General features: G+C 71.3%; 17 protein-coding genes and 1 pseudogene. 9 read left to right on the top strand and 9 right to left on the bottom strand.

The genetic code is table 11. The features are described from left to right. Positions 1 to 5 precede the first annotated feature (5 nt). Positions 6 to 515, top strand: a complete 510-nt coding sequence (locus tag BMZ82_RS13080) for a hypothetical protein (protein ID WP_093775090.1) — start codon at positions 6 to 8, stop codon at positions 513 to 515. On the opposite strand, the gene BMZ82_RS13075 is transcribed toward BMZ82_RS13080, so the two are convergent. The 3 genes from BMZ82_RS13075 to BMZ82_RS13065 all read right to left on the bottom strand — a co-directional run bounded on the left by BMZ82_RS13075 (position 434) and on the right by BMZ82_RS13065 (position 2,996). Next, the gene (locus tag BMZ82_RS13075; RefSeq protein ID WP_177244477.1) at positions 434 to 1,330 is read right to left on the bottom strand and encodes a MerR family transcriptional regulator; all 897 of its coding nucleotides are present in this window, start codon (positions 1,328 to 1,330) and stop codon (positions 434 to 436) included. The genes BMZ82_RS13080 and BMZ82_RS13075 overlap by 82 nt on opposite strands. Positions 1,331 to 1,458: 128 nt before the next feature. After that, on the bottom strand, positions 1,459 to 1,962 hold the full coding sequence (locus BMZ82_RS13070) for a glutathione peroxidase (protein ID WP_093775086.1): 504 nt from the start codon (positions 1,960 to 1,962) through the stop codon (positions 1,459 to 1,461). 29 nt (positions 1,963 to 1,991) lie between these two features. Next, complete coding sequence (locus BMZ82_RS13065) at positions 1,992 to 2,996, bottom strand: ArsR/SmtB family transcription factor (protein ID WP_093775084.1); 1,005 nt, start codon at positions 2,994 to 2,996, stop codon at positions 1,992 to 1,994. 91 nt (positions 2,997 to 3,087) lie between these two features. Between BMZ82_RS13065 and BMZ82_RS13060 the strand changes: the two genes are divergently transcribed. Next, positions 3,088 to 4,344 carry an MFS transporter gene (locus BMZ82_RS13060; protein ID WP_256251886.1) on the top strand — a complete coding sequence of 419 codons (1,257 nt, stop codon included), beginning with the start codon at positions 3,088 to 3,090 and terminating at the stop codon, positions 4,342 to 4,344. On the opposite strand, the gene BMZ82_RS13055 is transcribed toward BMZ82_RS13060, so the two are convergent. From BMZ82_RS13055 to BMZ82_RS13035, 5 genes are all read right to left on the bottom strand, one after another. Further along, entirely contained in the window at positions 4,325 to 4,759 is a 435-nt protein-coding gene (locus BMZ82_RS13055; protein ID WP_093775082.1) for a MarR family winged helix-turn-helix transcriptional regulator, read from the bottom strand. The two genes, BMZ82_RS13060 and BMZ82_RS13055, sit on opposite strands and share 20 nt — an antisense overlap. A gap of 133 nt (positions 4,760 to 4,892) precedes the next feature. Continuing rightward, a complete protein-coding gene (locus BMZ82_RS13050; RefSeq protein ID WP_093775080.1) occupies positions 4,893 to 5,516 on the bottom strand; it encodes a DUF305 domain-containing protein in 624 nt (207 codons plus the stop codon). Between the two features lie 128 nt (positions 5,517 to 5,644). Then, a complete protein-coding gene (locus BMZ82_RS13045) occupies positions 5,645 to 6,079 on the bottom strand; it encodes a DUF6153 family protein (protein WP_177244476.1) in 435 nt (144 codons plus the stop codon). 10 nt (positions 6,080 to 6,089) lie between these two features. Continuing rightward, positions 6,090 to 6,278: a twin-arginine translocase TatA/TatE family subunit gene (locus tag BMZ82_RS13040; RefSeq protein ID WP_093775078.1), complete on the bottom strand. Its 189-nt coding sequence runs from the start codon at positions 6,276 to 6,278 to the stop codon at positions 6,090 to 6,092. After that, positions 6,266 to 6,883 (bottom strand): hypothetical protein, encoded by a 618-nt coding sequence (locus tag BMZ82_RS13035; protein ID WP_177244475.1) that lies wholly within the window; start codon positions 6,881 to 6,883, stop codon positions 6,266 to 6,268. The genes BMZ82_RS13040 and BMZ82_RS13035 overlap by 13 nt, the downstream gene beginning before the upstream one ends. Positions 6,884 to 6,993: 110 nt before the next feature. Here BMZ82_RS13035 and BMZ82_RS13030 point away from each other — a divergent pair, with 110 nt between their 5' ends. From BMZ82_RS13030 to BMZ82_RS13010, 5 genes are all read left to right on the top strand, one after another. After that, entirely contained in the window at positions 6,994 to 7,419 is a 426-nt protein-coding gene (locus tag BMZ82_RS13030) for a BlaI/MecI/CopY family transcriptional regulator (protein WP_093775076.1), read from the top strand. A 6-nt stretch (positions 7,420 to 7,425) separates the two neighbouring features. Continuing rightward, complete coding sequence (locus BMZ82_RS13025; protein WP_093775074.1) at positions 7,426 to 8,367, top strand: M56 family metallopeptidase; 942 nt, start codon at positions 7,426 to 7,428, stop codon at positions 8,365 to 8,367. A 231-nt stretch (positions 8,368 to 8,598) separates the two neighbouring features. After that, on the top strand, positions 8,599 to 9,921 hold the full coding sequence (locus BMZ82_RS13020) for a hemolysin family protein (RefSeq protein ID WP_093775072.1): 1,323 nt from the start codon (positions 8,599 to 8,601) through the stop codon (positions 9,919 to 9,921). Then, complete coding sequence (locus BMZ82_RS13015) at positions 9,918 to 10,979, top strand: hemolysin family protein (protein ID WP_093775070.1); 1,062 nt, start codon at positions 9,918 to 9,920, stop codon at positions 10,977 to 10,979. The genes BMZ82_RS13020 and BMZ82_RS13015 overlap by 4 nt, the downstream gene beginning before the upstream one ends. 491 nt (positions 10,980 to 11,470) lie before the next feature. Beyond that, on the top strand, positions 11,471 to 12,349 hold the full coding sequence (locus BMZ82_RS13010) for a hypothetical protein (RefSeq protein WP_143098851.1): 879 nt from the start codon (positions 11,471 to 11,473) through the stop codon (positions 12,347 to 12,349). 361 nt (positions 12,350 to 12,710) lie between these two features. Here the strand turns inward: BMZ82_RS13010 and BMZ82_RS13005 are convergent, their stop codons facing one another. Then, the gene (locus BMZ82_RS13005) at positions 12,711 to 14,246 is read right to left on the bottom strand and encodes an arabinofuranosidase catalytic domain-containing protein (protein ID WP_093775066.1); all 1,536 of its coding nucleotides are present in this window, start codon (positions 14,244 to 14,246) and stop codon (positions 12,711 to 12,713) included. Between the two features lie 646 nt (positions 14,247 to 14,892). Between BMZ82_RS13005 and BMZ82_RS13000 the strand changes: the two genes are divergently transcribed. Together BMZ82_RS13000 and BMZ82_RS41760 are read left to right on the top strand one after the other, a co-directional pair. After that, the gene (locus BMZ82_RS13000) at positions 14,893 to 15,924 is read left to right on the top strand and encodes a LacI family DNA-binding transcriptional regulator (RefSeq protein ID WP_256251884.1); all 1,032 of its coding nucleotides are present in this window, start codon (positions 14,893 to 14,895) and stop codon (positions 15,922 to 15,924) included. A 732-nt stretch (positions 15,925 to 16,656) separates the two neighbouring features. Next, a pseudogene (locus BMZ82_RS41760) lies at positions 16,657 to 16,868 on the top strand (hypothetical protein); the annotation flags it as partial.

Raw genomic sequence — 16,868 nt, 5'->3', positions numbered from 1 at the left:
CGGACTTGTCCGCGCAGCCCGTCGTCTGGCGCGAACGCTCCCTGCACTGGCACGCCTACTCGTGGCGGGGCGACGGGAAGCGGCTCGGGGACAGCGCTGCGCGCAGGTCGGCGGCCGAGGACATCGTGCCGTTCGCGCTCAAGGACTGGCTGCTGAAGCCGGCCCGCCTGGTCCGTGCCGCGCCGACGACCCCCGAGGAGGCGCTGCACTGGTTACGGGAACAGTTCGGCCTCTGCGCCCCCGCCATGCAGCCCGTCAGCCAGCGCTCCTTCGTCTCGGACGCGGACCGGTTCGGCCGCGCACTGTACGAACTGCGCTGCGGCAACGACCTGTCGTGGGGCTTCTGGCTCACCAACGGCCTGTTCCAGGCACTGTCACCGATCACCGTGGACGCCCAAGCGTGCCCGGCGCATGCCGCAGCGGTGGTCCCGGTTCAGGACGTCGCCCGCGTCACCGGGAACGCCACGTCACACACCGGGTCATCCGCGCCGGCGGCGTCCCAGTCGGCGAAGTAGATCTCGCGGCAGTGGCCGTCGTAGTCCCAGCCCTCCCGCCGCATCCACGCCTCCACCGCCTCGTAGGGGGCGAGGATCTGGGGGTGTGCCACCTGCGCCTTCGTGATGCGGGTGTAGGCGAGTCGGCGGGCCGGTTCGATCCGTACCCGTACGCCCGCCCGTACGCCTGCCCGTAGCCGTACGCCCTGGCCCTGCGGGTCGGCCCAGGCGCGGGCCGCTGCCTCGTCGGCCACCGGTACGCAGGACTCGACCGGGCCGTCGCTCTCCATGGTCACCGCGGAGTGGTAGACGACGAACGGCGCGCCGGTGATCCCTCCGCACTCGCCGGCCGCCTGCTCAAGTCGCCCCAGCGAGGCGGGGATCCAGACGGGCAGCTCGTCCGCGAGGGCGTGCCGGGTCTCGGTGATGACCACCTGCTCGGGCACCTCGACCAACCGGACCTCGAACTTCTCGTACAACTCGGAGCTCCTCCCCGACAGCCGTGCACGGAGGTAGGCGGCGAGGGTGCGCTGGGCGGCGAAACGGGTCTCGACGTCGTCCCAGTAGGCGGCGAGCCGGTCCCCGGCGGCGAAGCCGTCCGGGGTCTCCACCACCTCGGCGATCCGCGCGAGCGGCATGTCGAGCTGGCGCAGCATGGCCACCAGCCTGGCGCGTTCCACCTGGTCGGCGCGGTAGTAGCGGTAGCCGCTGGCCTCGTCCGTGCACGCCGGGGCGAGCAGGCCGAGCCGGTCGTACAGCCGTAGCGCCTTGGCCGAGAGGCGGGCGCGGGCGGCGAACGCGCCGATGGTCAGCAGCTCGCCGTCGGCGTCTGTCACCTCGTGTACCTCTCGCACGTCCGCCCCTGCACCCTTGCACCCCGCCGTCCTCCGTGGCCGGACGGGATTTTCCGGCCGGCGACGAGGAGGCTGTGGCTTGCCCCTGGGGCAAGGTCAAGTGGGGTGGGTCAGCCGAGTTGGCCCTCGATGGCCGCGACGATCTCGGCGGACTCCGGCTCGGTCTGCGGGGAGAAGCGGGCGACGACGGTGCCGTCCCGGCCGATCAGGAACTTCTCGAAGTTCCAGCGGATGTCACCGGCGTGGCCCTCGCCGTCCGCGAACCCGACGAGCCGCTCGTACAGCGGGTGCCGGCCGTCCCCGTTGACCTCGACCTTCTCGGTCAGCGGGAAGCTCACGCCGTACGTCGCCGAGCAGAACTCGGCGATCTCCTCGGCGCTGCCGGGCTCCTGCCCGAGGAACTGGTTGCAGGGCACGCCGAGGACGGTGAAGCCCTGGTCGGCGTACCGCTCCTGGAGCTTCTCCAGGCCCGTGTACTGCGGGGTCAGGCCGCACTTGGAGGCCACGTTCACCACCAGCATGGCCTTGCCCGCGTACTGCGAGAGTTCCGCGGAACCGCCCTTGAGGGCGTCGATCCGGACGTCGAGGGGAGAGGTAACGCCATCAGTAGTCATGCCTCGGATGTTAGTCCCGGGAGCTCGCCTCACCCCTTCCGGGGCCGTTCCCCGCTTCCGCCTCCCCCTCCGCTTTTGGCCAGGACCTCTCCCGTCGCCGTCCGTGAGTACAGCACCGAGCGTCCCGCGCGCCGCCGCTCCACCAGCCCCGCGTCCAGCAGTACGCGCAGATGGCGGCCGACCGAGCCGAGGGGGCGGCCGGTCAGGGCGACGAGTTGGGTGGTGCTCAGGGGGCCCTCGCCGAGCAGCACGAGGACGGCCGCCCGCGCCGGGCCCAGCAGCGCGGCCAGCGCGGCCGGTACGGCGCGGGCCCGTTCCCGGTGGTCCTCGGCGAGCACCCCCGCGCACGGGTAGACGACGGCGTACCGCTGCCGTCCCTCCCACGACACCCACCCGGTCTTCGGCGTGACCGGCACGAACACCAGCTCGGCACCGGAGATCTCACGCGGCGGATACTCGTGCGGGTTGACCTGGAACCGGCTCTCGCCGAGCCACCGGGTCCCCGGCCGCAGCGAGTCCAGTACGGCGGCCCAGCCACCCCGGCTGACCTGCGCGGTCCGCGCGACGACGTCCGCCTCCAGGATGCGCCGCCGCCGCTCCCAGTACGGCCGTACGCCCGCCTCCCACACGTACTCCAGCAGCTCGGCCGCCCGCTCGGGCAGGTCGTCGCGGTCCAGGGCGGCGGGCAGCGGGCCGGCCAGCGACATCCGCAGATGGGCGCGGGCGTCCGCCGGACGGGCCGCCCGCACCCGGGCCACGCCCTCCTCGAAACTCTCGCCGTCCCTCGGCGTGGGCGTGAGGAAGTCGGCGATCCAGTCCCGCCCGATCCCGGCCCGCACCAGCGACGCGGTCACCGGGTCGGCCGCCAGTACGGCGCGGTAGCCGGGGAGTCGGGCGCGCAACCAGTCCCGCTCGCCGGGATGCGTACCCGCGCCCGCGTGCAGCAGCTTCAGACTCGCGAAGGTCTCGGCGAGAGGGGACAGCACGAAGCGGCTACGGGCCAGAGTGTCCGCGTTGACCTGCCACCAGCCCACGACGACCCTCCCCCCCGCCCCTGCGCCTACGACGTTTCGCGTCAGCGCGAAACAATAACCACCGCTCCCCGGCCCGCTCCACACTCCGCACATGACCGGCTACCCATACCGACAGCTCTTCCGCGTCCCCGAGTTCACGCCCCTCTTCCTCTCCTCCGCCGCCCTCACCGCCGCCCAGACGGTGAGCGGGCTCGCCCTCGGCACGCTCGTCTACCGGGCCACCGACTCCCCGTTGCTGTCGGCGGTGAGCATGTTCGGCCCGTCGCTCGCCCAGGTGGTGGGCGCGACCTTCCTGCTCTCCGGGGCCGACCGGCTGCCCCCGAGAGCGACGCTGGCCGGGATCTCCCTCGCCTTCGCCGTCGCGGCGGGCGTCCTGGCGCTGCCCGGGCTGCCGGTGTGGGGGGTCTTCGCCGTCGTGCTCGTCCAGGGGCTGATCTCGTCACTCGGCGGCGGTGTCCGCTGGGGGCTGCTGAACGAGATCCTCAGCAAGGACGGCTACCTGCCCGGGCGTTCGCTGTTCAGCATCATGAGCGGACTCATGCAGATCACCGGGTACGCGACCGGCGGTGCCCTGGTGACCGCGCTCTCCCCTCGGCCCGTGCTCCTCCTCGCCGCGCTGCTCTACGCGAGCGCCGCCGCCGTCGCCGGGCTCGGGCTGACCGGCCGTGCGCCGCGTGTCTCCGGCCGGCCGTCGGCCGCCGCGACCCGGCGCACGAACGCCGTCCTGTGGTCCTTGCGGCCCCGCCGCCTCACCTACCTGGGCCTGTGGCTGCCCAACGGTCTCGTCGTCGGCTGCGAGGCGCTCTTCGTGTCCTACGACCCCGGCGCGGCGGGCACCCTGTTCGCGTGCGCGGCGCTGGGCATGCTGGCCGGGGACGTGACCGTCGGCCGGCTCCTCCCACCGGCCCTGCGCCCCCGCACGGCCACCCCGCTGCTCCTGCTCCTGGCCACCCCCTACGCCTTCTTCGCCCTGCACCCCGCACTCCCGCTCGCCGCGCTCTGCGCCGGCCTCGCCTCCGTCGGCTTCGGCGCGAGCCTGGTCCAGCAGGAGCGGCTGATGGCCCTGACCCCGCCCGAACTCAGCGGCCACGCCCTGGGGTTGCACTCGGCCGGGATGCTCACCATGCAGGGCGTGAGCGCGGCCCTGGCCGGCACGATCGCCCAACTCACCTCGCCCGCAACGGCGATGACGGTGATGGCGGTCGCGTCCATCACGGTGACCACGGCGTTGGCACTCGCCGCGCGAACCGGCCCGGAAGGGCGGACGGCCGCCCACGGGCCGACCGCGGCCGCCCATGGACCGACCGCAGCCGGTCAGGTGTCGGGGGTCAGGCGTCGGGGTCGGTGAAGACCTCGGGGACCTTGTTGTCGACGACGACGCGGGCGAGGAGCGCGGCCAGCCGGTCGCGCTCGTTCGCGTTCAGGCCCGACGGCAGGTTCTCGACGCGGCGGCACGTCTCGTCGTAGAACTCGTGCGCGAGCCGGTCGCCCTCCTCGGTGAGTCCGACGCGTACCGCCCGCCCGTCCCGGGGATCGGGCTCGCGCCGCACCAGACCGCGCTGGACGGTCCGGTCGACGAGCCCGGTCAGGCTCGACTTGGAGAGCCCGAGCATCTCGCCGAGCTCGCTCATGCCGTACGGCTGCGGCATCAGCACGCACAGCAGTTGGCCCTGCTGCGGGGTGATGCCGTAGGCCCGGCTCGACTCGGCGTACACGGCGTCCACGAGGAACGCCGACCGCACCAACGCGGTCACGACCCCCATCTGTTCACCTGCGGTTCTCCCCATGGTGGAAGCCTAGTGGCGGGGGCCGTGGGTGCGCCCGCACGATCAGTGGTGGTGAGGCCGGTACCGGTACGGACACCGGCACCGGCACCGGCCTCGCCCACCGGGGCGGTCAGTTCTTGCCGAGGAGCTTGTTCATCTCGGTGATCTCGGTGGTCTGGGCGGTGATGATGGCGTCGGCCAGGGAGGTGGCGGGGCCGTACTCGCCCTTGGCCTTCTCGGTGGTCGCCATGGCCACGGCACCCTTGTGGTGCTCGATCATCATGGTCAGGAACATGGTGTCGAAGTCCTTGCCGGACGCCTTCTCCAGTTCGCCCATGTCCGAGCCGTCCATCATGCCGGGCATCGCGGAACCGCCGGAGTGGTCCATGCCGGGCATCGACTCCTCGCCCCAGGACGTCAGCCAGCCGGTCATCGTCTTGATCTCCGGGTCCTGCGCCTTCTCGATGCGCGAGGCGAGGTCCTTCACCTGGGCGGACGAGGCCCGGTCGGCGGCGAGCTTCGCCATCTCCAGGGCCTGCTGGTGGTGCGGGATCATGCCCTGCGCGAAGGCCATGTCCTGGGCGTTGTGCGCGGCGGCCGTGGCGTCGGCGCTCGCTGCCGACGACGACGACGCGGAGGCGTGGCCGCTGCCGCCGTCACCGCTGTCGTTGCCGCAGGCGGTGAGGGTGAGCGCGGTGGTGACGGACACGGCCGCGAGAACGGCGCGACGGGTCAGAGTACGGGTGTTGCGCATGCTGGAACTCCTGCTGTGCTGGTGGATGCTCTGAGAGGGGGATCCGAAGCGTCCGGGAACATTCGGATGTTCCGGACGTGCCGAGGCGCACCGTGTCGTCGTGCCGGGGACGCGGTGCGGCGCGGTTTCTAGATCCGCAGGAGCTGGAGTTCCGCCAGAGAGGGTGGCGCGCGTGCGCCGTCCGGGGCCGCGATCGCGTACGAGCGGACGGCGTCGGCGCGCGCCGGGACGGCCACCGGGTCGGGAACCAGGGCGGGTTGAGCCGGTGCGCCGCTCACCGCGGCGGCCACGCAGGTCGGGTCGGCGTGATGGAGGTGACCGCCGCCACCGCAGTGCCCGTCGCCGCCGGGGCAGCCTCCGTCAGTACTGGCCGAGGCGATGCTGACCGCGACGGCGCTGGATGCCGTCATCCGCATGTGCTGCGGCCCGGCGTGTTCGTGAACGGCACCGGTGGGAGCCAGCGCGTGCATGCCCAACAGCCCGGCCAGCAGCCCGAGTACGAGCAACGCCCGCCACCGCCGCACGGGCGGTGACGCGAGGCGCTGCTGCTCGGGTCCGTTCATCGGGGCCAGCCTAGACCCGGCCGGTACCGGTGCCGGTGTCGGTACCCGTTCCCGTGTCGTCGTCCTTCGCCGCGCGGGCCTCCGCCTTGAGGATGCGGGCCGACTTGCCTGCCGAACGGGCCAGTTCAGGGAGCCTCTTCGCCGCGAGGACGGCGATGACGACGACGAGGATGATGGCCAGCTCGCTTATTCCGAACATGTGGGTCCCGTCCTTGGGGTGTCGGTGGATCCGTCGGGTTCTTCGGGTTCTCTCGGGCTCTCGTGGACGCAGCGTGTCACGTGGGGCACCATCCCCCGGGCGAGCAGGGCGTGTTGCCAGGACAGCCGGGCCTCCGCCACCCGCGCGGCGCTCGGCGGACCGCCCCGCTCGCTGACCGCCGTCCGCAGCAGGGCCGCGAGGGCGACGACGGCGCTGACCGCCGCGATGGCCGCGAGCAGCAGTCCCGCGGTCACCAGCGAGGCGGGCAACGTGCCCTGCACGTCGGCGAGTTGGAGGCCGTAGCCGAGTGGCAGCAGGGCCGCGGCGGATACGGCGGCCAGGATCGGCGTGAGCACGGCGAGCGCCGGCAGCAGCGTGCCGCGCCCGGCGGCCGACCGTACGGCGAGGTAGGCGGCGTACTCCTCGCCGGCCGCCGCCGTGATCTCGTCGGCGGCGTCGAACGCCCGGGCGCGCACCCGGACGGCCGTACCGGCGTCCACGGTGTTCGTCGCCAGACGCAGTACCGCCTCGAAGTCCGCGCGGTCCTCCGGACGGAGGCGGGGCGGGCCGGCCACGTACTCCTCCTTGCTCGGTGCGGGTGTCACGGGTGTAGCAGGTGTCGCGGGTTGAATCTACAGCACTGTAGAGGGGATACGATGGCCGACCGGGAGAACGGGCGGCGGCGGAGAGCGGAAGCGGAGAGAGGGGACAGGGCGTGACGGATCACCGGCAGCGCCCCCGGCGGCGGGGGCAGGGCGAGCTGGAGGTGCTGGTCCTGTCGGCGCTGCGGGAGGCGGACGGACCGGCCACGGCCGGGTGGGTGCAGGAGCGCCTCGGCGGCGACCTCGCCTATACGACGGTGATCACGATCCTGACCCGGCTGCTCGCCAAGGGCGCGGTCACCCGCGAACGCGGCGGACGGTCGTTCGCGTGGCTGCCCGCGTCGGACGAGGCGGGGCTGGCCGCCCACCGGATGCGCAGGGTGCTGGACGCCGAACACAACCGGGAAGCCGTACTGGCCAGCTTCGTCACCGGCCTCGGCCCCGACGACGAACGGCTGCTGCGCGAACTGCTGGGCCCGCCCGGCACCGAAGGCCCGCTCGACGCCGACCACGACGCCGACCACGACGGCGAAGACTGACGGCTCATGGGGGTCTTCGTCTTTCTGCCGCTGGTCCTGCCGCTCACCGCGTGGCCGGTCGCCCGTCTCGCCGAGCAGCATCTGCACCCGCGCACCGCGACCCGGCTGCTGACCGGCGTGGCCGCGGTGATGGCGGTGTGCAGCACGGTGTGCCTGGGGCTGCTGATGGTCGTCGGCACCGCACAGCTCCCCGGCAACCCGCTGCCCGACGGCTGGTCGGACCCCGAGGTGCGGGCGGCCGTCCCGTACGACGGGATCGCCGGCCGGGCCGCCATCCCCGCGCTGTGCGCGGTGGCCGTGGTCTGCGGCCGGACCCTCTGGCGGCACCGCCGGGTCCGCCGCCGCGCCCACCGGGCGCTCGCCGGGCTGCCCGGCACCGAGGTCGCGGTCCTGCCCGACGGGACCCCGTACGCGTACGCCCTGCCCGGCGACAGCGGCAGACGCGACCGGATCGTGGTGAGCGCCGCCCTGCTGGACCGTCTCCAACCCGCCGAGCGCCGGGCGCTGTTCGCGCATGAGCGGGCGCACCTCACGGCCCGCCACCACCGGCACCTGCTCGCCGTCCGGCTGGCCGCGCGGGCCAACCCGTTCCTGTGGCCGCTGCGTACGGCCGTCACCTACACGGCCGAGCGCTGGGCGGACGAGGACGCGGCCCAGGCCGTCGGCAGCCGCCGTACCGTGGCCCGCGCGATCGGCAGGGCCGCCCTCCTCTCCCACGGCACACCGCCCGAACCCGCATTCGCCAACTTCGCCGCGCCGGGGCCCGTGCCGCGCCGGGTGACGGCCCTGCTCGGTCCCGCGCCGGTGGTGCTTCGCCTGCCGCCGGTGTTCACCACCGTGGGCCTCGCGGTCTGGGGCGCGGCCGCGGGGACGGCCGTGTCGGCGATGTCGTCGGCGAACTCCGCCGTCACCATGCTCGTCATCCTGCACGCGGCCACACCCCTGTGAGCCGGGGGAAAGCCTGACGTGAACCGCGTCATGAACCGTGACGTGAACCCCGGCGTGCCCGGGAACACGGATGCCGTCAGAATCGTTGCCAAGGCGAACGTTCTAGTGAAGGAGCCACCCTGTGTCCGCCAGATCGACGGACTCCCCGGGGCACAGTCCCCGACCACCCTGCCAGTCCCCGCCTGAGCAAGGCGAGGACGGCACGCACGGCACGCGGCGGGGTGGTGTCCGATGACGAGTGCCGTACTCGGCCTGTTGGCCGTCCTGCTCCTGACCCTGGGCACCGGATACTTCGTCGCCCAGGAGTTCGCGTACGTGTCCGCCGACCGGCTCGCCCTCGCCCGTGAGGCCGAGGCGGGCGACCGGAGGGCGGCCCGCGCGCTGACCGTGCTGGAGCGGCTGTCGTTCATGCTGTCGGGCGCGCAGCTCGGCATCACCGTCACCGGTCTGGTCGTCGGCTTCATCGCCGAGCCGTCGGTGTCCGCGCTGCTCAGGCCCGTCCTGTCCGGCATCGGCCTGCCCGACGGGGCCGTCTCCGGGATCTCCGTCGTGCTCGCGTTCGTGCTCGCCACCGTCGTCCAGATGGTGATCGGCGAGCTGGCCCCGAAGAACCTCGCCATCGCCGTGCCCGAGCGCCTCGCGAAGTCCCTGGCCGCCTCCACCCTCGCGTATCTGAAGATCGTCGGGCCGGTCGTGCACGTCTTCGACGGCGCGGCGAACCGGCTGCTGCGCCGCATCGGCATCGAGCCCGTCGAGGAACTGCACCACGGAGCCACCCTCGAGGAACTCGGCCATCTCATCGGCGAGTCCCACGAACAGGGCCAGCTTCCCAAGGGCACCGCCCAACTCCTCGACCACGCCCTGGAGTTCTCCGAACGCACGCTGGACGAGGTGATGGTGCCGCGTGCCGACGCCGTCTTCGTCCGCAAGGACGCCAGCCTCGCCGAGGCCGTCGAGCTGATCGCCAAGCACGGCCACTCCAACTACCCCGTCCTCGGCGACCACCCCGACGACGTCACCGGCGTCCTCGGCGTGCGCGAGCTGACCGCGCTGCCCGCCGACCGCTTCACGGACACCACCGCCGGTGCCGCCGCCCGCACCCCGCTCCTCCTGCCCGACACCCTCCCGCTGCCCGACGCGGTGGAGCAGATGCGCTTCCGGGGCGACGAGTTCGCGGTCGTCCTGGACGAGCACGGCGGCGTCGCCGGCATCGTCACCTACGAGGACATCGCCGAGGAACTGGTCGGCGACATCGCCGACGAGACCGACCGCGTCACCGAGATCGCGGTCGCGGACGGCGACGGCTGGCTGGTCGACGCCGGCCGACGGCTCGACGAGGTCGCCGGCACCACCGGCGTCGTCCTGCCCGAGGAGGACGACTACGACACCGTGGCCGGCCTGATCGTCGACCGGCTGGGCCGCTTCCCGACCATCGGCGACCGCCTCACCGTCGACCTGCCCGGCGGCGACCGCGCGCTGATCGACGTACGCACCCTGGACCGGCACGTACCGGACCGGGTGCGCATCGCACTCCTGGGAGGTGAGCGGTCGTGAGCTTCCCGACGGCGCTCTTCGTCACCGCCGCGCTGCTGATCGGCAGCGGGTTCTTCGTCGCCGCCGAGTTCGCGCTCGTCGCCGCCAAACGGCACCGCATCGAGAAGGCGGCGGCCGAGGGACAGCGCGGCGCGGGCGCGGCCCTGGCCGGGATGCGCGAGCTGTCGCTGATGCTGGCCGGCGCGCAGCTCGGCATCACCGTGTGCACGCTGGGCCTCGGCTCGGTGTCCAAGCCCGCGATCTCCCACGAGCTCGACCCGCTGCTGCACGACCTGGGCCTGCCCAGCGCGGTCAGCTACGGCGTCGCGTTCGCCGTCGCGATGATCGCGGTCGTGTTCCTGCACATGGTCGTCGGCGAGATGGCCCCCAAGTCCTGGGCCATCGCCCACCCCGAACGCTCGGCGATGCTGCTCTCGCCGCCCTTCCGCGCGGCCGTCAAGGTCGTACGTCCGCTGCTCAGCGTCCTCAACACCATCAGCAACGCCCTGGTACGGCTGTGCCGGGTCACCCCGCGCGACGAGCTGGCCTCCGTCCACAACCGCGAGCAACTCACCCACCTCGTCGAGGAGTCCGAGCGGCTCGGGCTGATCAGCAAGGACGACTCCGAGCTGATCACCAACTCGCTGACCGAGCCCCAGACGCCGGTGGGCGACCTGCAACTGCCCGCCGAGCAGATCAACTCCGTCCCCGCGCAGGCCGACGTCGCCGAGATCCTCGCCCTCGCGACCGCCCACGACCACAGCCGCCTGCTGGTGCGCGACGCCGACACGGACACGGTCGTCGGCTCCGTCCACACCCGCGACGCCCTGGTCGCCCGCGCCCGAGGCCGCGCGGTCACCGCCCGCGACCTCGCCCGCCCGGTACCCGAACTGACCACCCACGACACCGTCGGCGAGGCCATCGAACACCTCCGCCGCCGCCGAGCCACCCTCGCCGTAGTCCGAGACGACACGGGCCGCCTCACCGGCCTGGTCACCCTGGACGACCTACTGGCCCGCCTACTGCATCCGCAGCCGGCACCGGGCGCGAGGTCTACGGGAGGGGACGGCGGCGGTTAGCAGGCTCGGGGCCAGGCCCGGGGAAACCCTCCGGAGCCTGCCCTGAGCCGCTCCACGCAACTCGGCGAATCGGCAGTCAACCTGGACAATCCGTGCGGGCGACGACGTCGTGCGAGTGTCCCAGGACTGTAACAGCGGACCCTGTATTGCCCGATTTTCCTCCGGATATTCCCTTTGCTTTGGACGTTGAGTTCAGCCGGGCACCGGAAGGTAGCGCCAAGGTGACGCCTCGTCATCTCTCCTGGTAGCGGTCGGAGAAAAGCACCACCTCGCTGCCCCCTTCGAACGGAAAATGTGAACCGTGCGCGACCGTTTCTGCCTGATTGGGCGCGTTTGATCTGAGCGTTTGACAGGAACGCACAGGAAATCGATATTGATCACCGACGGTTACGCGGCGCCTTTCGGATTCTGCCGCCGACGCCGAATGCGCCACTTGGGATGCCGGTGGGCGCATAAAAGCAGCCATGGCTGCAAAGAAAGGTGAATGTCGAGTGACGGAGAACACATCACGGTCCCACTTCCGCGTCCGCCGGGCGGCTGCTGTGGGTACGGCCCTGCTGAGCGCGGCCGCGAGCGTCTTGCTGGCACAGCCCGCTCAGGCCGCCGGCCCCAACGGCGCCGTCAACATCCGGGGCCAGGAGTCCTGGAACACCGACGAGATGATGTCCCGGGTGTGCGGCACCCGCGGTGACACGCGTTACCAGGACTGGTACGTCAACGTCACGACGGGCGAGCTCCGCGACCACTCGTCGTGGCGTAAGGGGCCCGTGTGGCACAAGGACCACCGCAAGTGGACCCTGCAGCCCGGGTGGGAGCGCTTCGAGGGGCACTGCGAATACCCCGTGGCCTCCAGTTGGACCTACCGGGACGCCTGGCGGCCCATCAGTGAGACCCGCACCAACTGCACGGACAGCGGTTACAGCCTGGAACTGTCCCGCGAATACTCGACCTCGAAGTCGTACTCGCACACCGTGGGCGGTTCCACCACCGTCGAGGCCGACATCAACTCGTGGTTCGGCGTTTCCGCCGAGGCGTCGTACAGCTATTCCTGGGCCATCGAGAATTCGGTGAGCGTCGCCAACAACGATGTGATCGAGATCGGCGCACAGAAGACCGCGTGGATCGAGGCCAGCCCCATGAAGCGCGTCGTACGCGTGAATCCGGTCTTCAAGGTCGATTCCTACACATGGAACCCGACCGGGAAGCGCGGAGACGTGGTCGACGTCACCACCTGGCGCGACCGCGGCTACGACCGGATCTACTCCTACGGAAACTACATCGACGGCACCGCCGACGAGCTCAAGAGCGACGGCAAGCCCATGATGACGTTCCGCAAGAAGGACCGCCCCGCCGGGACCGAATGCAACTGAGCGCGTAGCAGAGCAAGAACAAGGGCCGACTCGGGAGAAACCTCCCCCGAGCCGGCCCTTCTCGCTGGGCGCTCATCGACCCGGCGTGCGCCCCCATCGTGCGCTCGGCGCAAGGGAACAGGGAGCCGCTGCCTCTCTCCGGGTGACCCGGGTGACCCGGGTGACCCAAGAAGCGGTCGAGAGGAACCCGCCGGGGCTCTTCGGGCTGATGAGACACCCCTGAACCCTAATGTGCTTCATTTCGGCCAGTACAGACACTTCGACGTGATCATGTTGCCCTGCTGTGCCCCCGGCAGGATTCGAACCCGAGGTGGCCCGCCGATGTGAGGTCGGCAGGCCACCACGGTCACCGTCGCTTCGGTCAGGGGGCGATGTCCCACTGCTGGCAGGCGTTGTCGAGCTGCTGCCACTGGCGGACCACGGTCCCGTTGGCGGTTCCGCAGTTTTTCACGTCTATCGCGATGCCGCTGTTGACGTTGGTGATGGTGTAGTGGCTGCCGACCGGGGTGACGTCCCACTCCTGGCAGAGATTGCCCAGCGAGGCCCACAGGTTCAGGGACGTGCCGTTGTTCTGTCCGCAGTTCACGGAGTCGAGAACGGTGCCGCTGTTGACGTTGGTGATGGTGTAGTGGCCGTTGCCCGCGCTGGTGAACTTCCACTGCTGGCAGGAGTTGCCGAGCGAGGACCACTGGTCGATCGCGGTGCCGTTGGCCGTCCCGCAGTTCACCGCGTCCAGGACCTTGCCGCTGTTGACGTTGGTCAGGCGGTAGGCGGTGCCGGCGACGGGGAAGGTGACGGCCGGGGTCGTGTAGCCGACGGAGGTGATGTTGGCCTGCACGGCGTTGTCGGCGGCGTTGGTCGGGTAGCCGGAGGTCATGACGCCTTCGTAGAAGGAGCCGTCGGATCCGTTGCTGTCGTCACCACCGGTGCCGAGGACGATGGCGCCCTCCAGGTGCATGGGGGTGTAGCCGCCCAGGTTCGGAAGGGCTCCGTCGTACCAGGTGGTCAGCGAGCCCGACTGCGCGTTGCCGCCCTTGATCGCGTAGGTCGACGTGCCGTTGTTCTTCTCCATGGCGGTGACGTACTCACTGGAGATGCCGGTGTTGGCCGAGTAGGCGCCGTTCTGTCCGAAGAACAGCCCGTTCTCCAGGTCCGCCTCGACCCAGGGGCCGGATCCGGAGCACGTGAACCAGCACTCCGTGCCGAAGTTGATCGCGTCCATGTGGCCGTTGCCGGTGTCGAGGCTGTTCGTCTCGGCGTTGCCGTAGTCGAAGCAGCACCGGTTGTTCACGTGGTGGCCGCTGGTCACCATGTAGGCGCCCTCCGGGGAGCTGCCGGTGGCGATGCCCGTGGTGCTGTTGTTGCGGTAGCCGACGCCGGCGGACACGAAGATGCCGTACGCCTTGTGGCCGCCGACCGTGACCGGCAGGGCGTTCGCGATCGCGCCGACATCCTGTCCGCCGTTGCCGCCGGGCCCTTCGATGGTCAGGTCGTTGTGGTTCGGGCTCTGGTCGTAGATCTTGGTGATGATGCAGGTCGTGCCGGAACAGAAGGAGTCCTGCGTGGCGGCGTTGGCGTAGCCGCCGGCGGCGAGCAGGCCGATGTCGGTGGTCGCGGCGTCCGAGGCGCGCTTGACCTGGTAGAGAGAGCCGTTGTAGGAGGCGTAGAGCGCTCGTGTGGTGCTGTGAGCTGCGGCGCACGGCGTCCCGGCGGAGGCGTAGATGTCGCACGGCAGGGACGAAGCGGCCTGGGCCGTGCCCGCGGTTCCGACCACCCCGGCCAGGAGACCGGCGAGCAGGGTGAGGACCGCGCCCGCTGACAGCAGGAGCCCTCTCAGGTGTCGACGTATCACTGTGAACCTCTTCCGTCTCGCATCTTCTGGGACCCGGCGCCGCATGCGCAGGGAGCAGGGGAGGGGTTGTGCGGTACGCGGTGATGCGCGCACCCCGGGATCGGCCGCCGCGCGACGGAGTCGGCGTCAGGTGCGACCTCGTACGGCTCGGCAGGCGATTGTTAGCGCTAACATTTCGGCGCTCGGATGACGCCGCTCATCCAGAGCTTCAGGGGAATCCGGTATGCGCGCCGACGGACTGCTCTGTTCGAGCGCCGCGGCCGAGTGCGAGTGCGTCACCGCCAAAACGGCGACGGGTCGTCAAACGCGACGCCCTGGATACGCCGTTCCGGTGCAGTCGCGGTGATCGCCCGCTCTCGTAGCCCTGTCTTTTTACGCCGAGGTGACGGGACGGTCAACGCTGCGGGACAGTCAAGACTATGGAAAGGGATCGGCTCGCTCCGCTTCCTGCGGCGCGCGGCGCGCGGCGTGCGGGGGCACGGATGTTCGGCGGATGCCCGCTGACGGCTTCTTGCGTCGGAGGCCCCGCCCCGCCCTCGGCAGCGCCGTTGAGCAAGGGTTCGGCCAACGCGGCTGAGCGAGCCTTGACCCCGGCAAATGTGTGCGCTAACAATTCTCCGCGGCGCGCAGGCTTCCCTCGGAGCGCGCACCCGACCTGCGAAACGTGACGGCACATCACAAGAGGTGAAGCATGGACGGGGACCGCGCGCCGGTGATGGCGGATGTGGCGCGCATCGCGGGTGTCTCGCACCAGACCGTCTCGCGGGTACTCAACGATCATCCGAACGTGCGGCCCGCCACCCGGGACCGGGTGCTCGCCGCCGTCCGTGAACTCGGCTACCGCCCCAACGCCACCGCCCGCAACCTGGCGACCCGCCGCACCCGCACCCTGGGTGTGGTCGGCTTCAACACCACGCTCTACGGCCCGGCTTCGATGCTCTACGGCATCGAGCGGGCGGCCAGGCAGTACGAGTACTTCGTCACGGTGAACGCTCTCGAGGTGCTCGACCGGCGCTCGGTACTGGACGCCGTGGACCGGCTCCGGAGCCAGGGCGTCGAGGGAATCATCGTGGTGGCCCCCCAGACCACCGCCGTCGCGGCGCTGGCGAACGCGCCGGCGGACGTGGCCTTGGTCGCGGTCGGCTGCGGCACCCACACCGCGCTGACCTCGGTCGCCGTGGACAACGAAACGGGTGCCGAGCAGGCCACCTCCCACCTGCTGGACCTCGGTCATCGCACGGTGCACCACCTGGTCGGGCCGCGTTCCTGGCTCGACGCGCAGGAGCGTGAAGCGGGGTGGCGGCGCGCCCTGGAGAATCGGGGCGCGCCCAGCGTCGAGCCGCTGGCCGGCGGCGACTGGACGGCCCGCACCGGATACGAGTGCGGGCAGCGGATCGCCGCGCATCCCGACGTCACCGCCGTGTTCTGTGCCAACGACCACATGGCCCTCGGCCTGTTGCGGGCCCTGCAGCAGGCCGGGCGCCGGGTGCCCGAGGACATCAGCATCATCGGCTTCGACGACATCCCCGAGGCGGAGTACTTCGGCCCGCCGCTGACCACCGTCCGCCAGGACTTCGACGAGCTCGGCCGACGCGCCCTTCGTGCGCTGATCGAGCACATCGGCGGTCCCGACTCGGCGCTCCCGGCGCCTGCCGAGACGCCGCACGTCGTCATCCCGCCCAGTCTGGTGGTGCGCGCCTCGGCGGCCCCGCCCCGCACCTGATCGACGTGCCGGCCGCACGCCCCGGCCGGTCCGCACCCGACGCCCGCCGTGGCCGCTCCATCGCCCATCCGGTACGGAGGAAACATGAAATGACCCGTTTTTTTTCGGTTAGCGAGCTCACCTCATCACTCGGCAGCGGGACGCTGACGCCGCGTCGTCCCCACCACCCGTAACCACCCGTAACCACCCGCAACCACCCGTACTCATCGTCGACCGTTGCCCCCGACGCGCCGTATGCCGAACGGCCGCGCCGTCATCACCGCTCCGGTCGCACAGTCCACGAAGCAACGCGCCGGACGGCGCGCTCGCCGCGGTCGGTGACAGGTCCGTCGCGGCCACGGTTTCCCGCCGGCGGCGCACCAAGCCCCGACTCACCGGCGGGCATCCACCGCCGCCGCCCTTGCCGCCGTGTCCGGAACGGGGCGTGACTGCTGACTCCCACTCGCCGACGGCCGGGCCTGCCACCTGCCGGTTCGTCCGTCGAGCCGCGCCGCGACCCGGCCGGCACGCGCGGGTCGCGGTTCCCGAGCGGACCGCAGCCGTACGACCCCGCCCGTTCGCGGCGATCGTCAGGGTGCGGGCCGTATCGAGGGCGTCGCGGCCGACGCGATCCTGCTCGACCGGGCACGCGCCCGCTATTTCGGCAGGAACCAGAGCTAGGACGTTGGCCAGATGCCGCCTATCCTTGCACTGGATGGCGGTGGCCCAGCAGTATTGTCAGAAGATCGAACGATGATCGATATATCGAACGTTGAGAGGAGGCTGATTGTGAACGCCGAGCATGAGGCACCCGGGAATCCGGAACCCTGCGTCATCGGGGTCGACTTCGGGACGCTGTCCGGGCGGGCTGTGGTGGTCCGCGTCCGGGACGGTGCCGAGTTGGGTGTCGCGGAGTACGCCTATCCGCACGCGGTCCTGGACCGGGCGCTGCCCGACGGTACGGC

Source organism: Streptomyces sp. yr375 (assembly GCF_900110755.1).
In the GTDB taxonomy this organism is placed as follows: domain Bacteria; phylum Actinomycetota; class Actinomycetes; order Streptomycetales; family Streptomycetaceae; genus Streptomyces.
This window is presented reverse-complemented; position numbering and strand designations above follow the sequence as displayed.

Bases quoted from the DNA above. Each gene is read 5' to 3' on its own strand.
- BMZ82_RS13070 (WP_093775086.1), bottom strand. From the start codon at position 1,962: ATGACTACTGATGGCGTTACCTCTCCCCTCGACGTCCGGATCGACGCC.
- BMZ82_RS13060 (WP_256251886.1), top strand. From the start codon at position 3,088: ATGACCGGCTACCCATACCGACAGCTCTTCCGCGTCCCCGAGTTCACG.
- BMZ82_RS13055 (WP_093775082.1), bottom strand. From the start codon at position 4,759: ATGGGGGTCGTGACCGCGTTGGTGCGGTCGGCGTTCCTCGTGGACGCC.
- BMZ82_RS13050 (WP_093775080.1), bottom strand. From the start codon at position 5,516: ATGCGCAACACCCGTACTCTGACCCGTCGCGCCGTTCTCGCGGCCGTG.
- BMZ82_RS13045 (WP_177244476.1), bottom strand. From the start codon at position 6,079: ATGAACGGACCCGAGCAGCAGCGCCTCGCGTCACCGCCCGTGCGGCGG.
- BMZ82_RS13040 (WP_093775078.1), bottom strand. From the start codon at position 6,278: ATGTTCGGAATAAGCGAGCTGGCCATCATCCTCGTCGTCGTCATCGCC.
- BMZ82_RS13025 (WP_093775074.1), top strand. From the start codon at position 7,426: ATGGGGGTCTTCGTCTTTCTGCCGCTGGTCCTGCCGCTCACCGCGTGG.
- BMZ82_RS13020 (WP_093775072.1), top strand. From the start codon at position 8,599: ATGACGAGTGCCGTACTCGGCCTGTTGGCCGTCCTGCTCCTGACCCTG.
- BMZ82_RS13005 (WP_093775066.1), bottom strand. From the start codon at position 14,246: ATGCGGCGCCGGGTCCCAGAAGATGCGAGACGGAAGAGGTTCACAGTG.
- BMZ82_RS13000 (WP_256251884.1), top strand. From the start codon at position 14,893: ATGGACGGGGACCGCGCGCCGGTGATGGCGGATGTGGCGCGCATCGCG.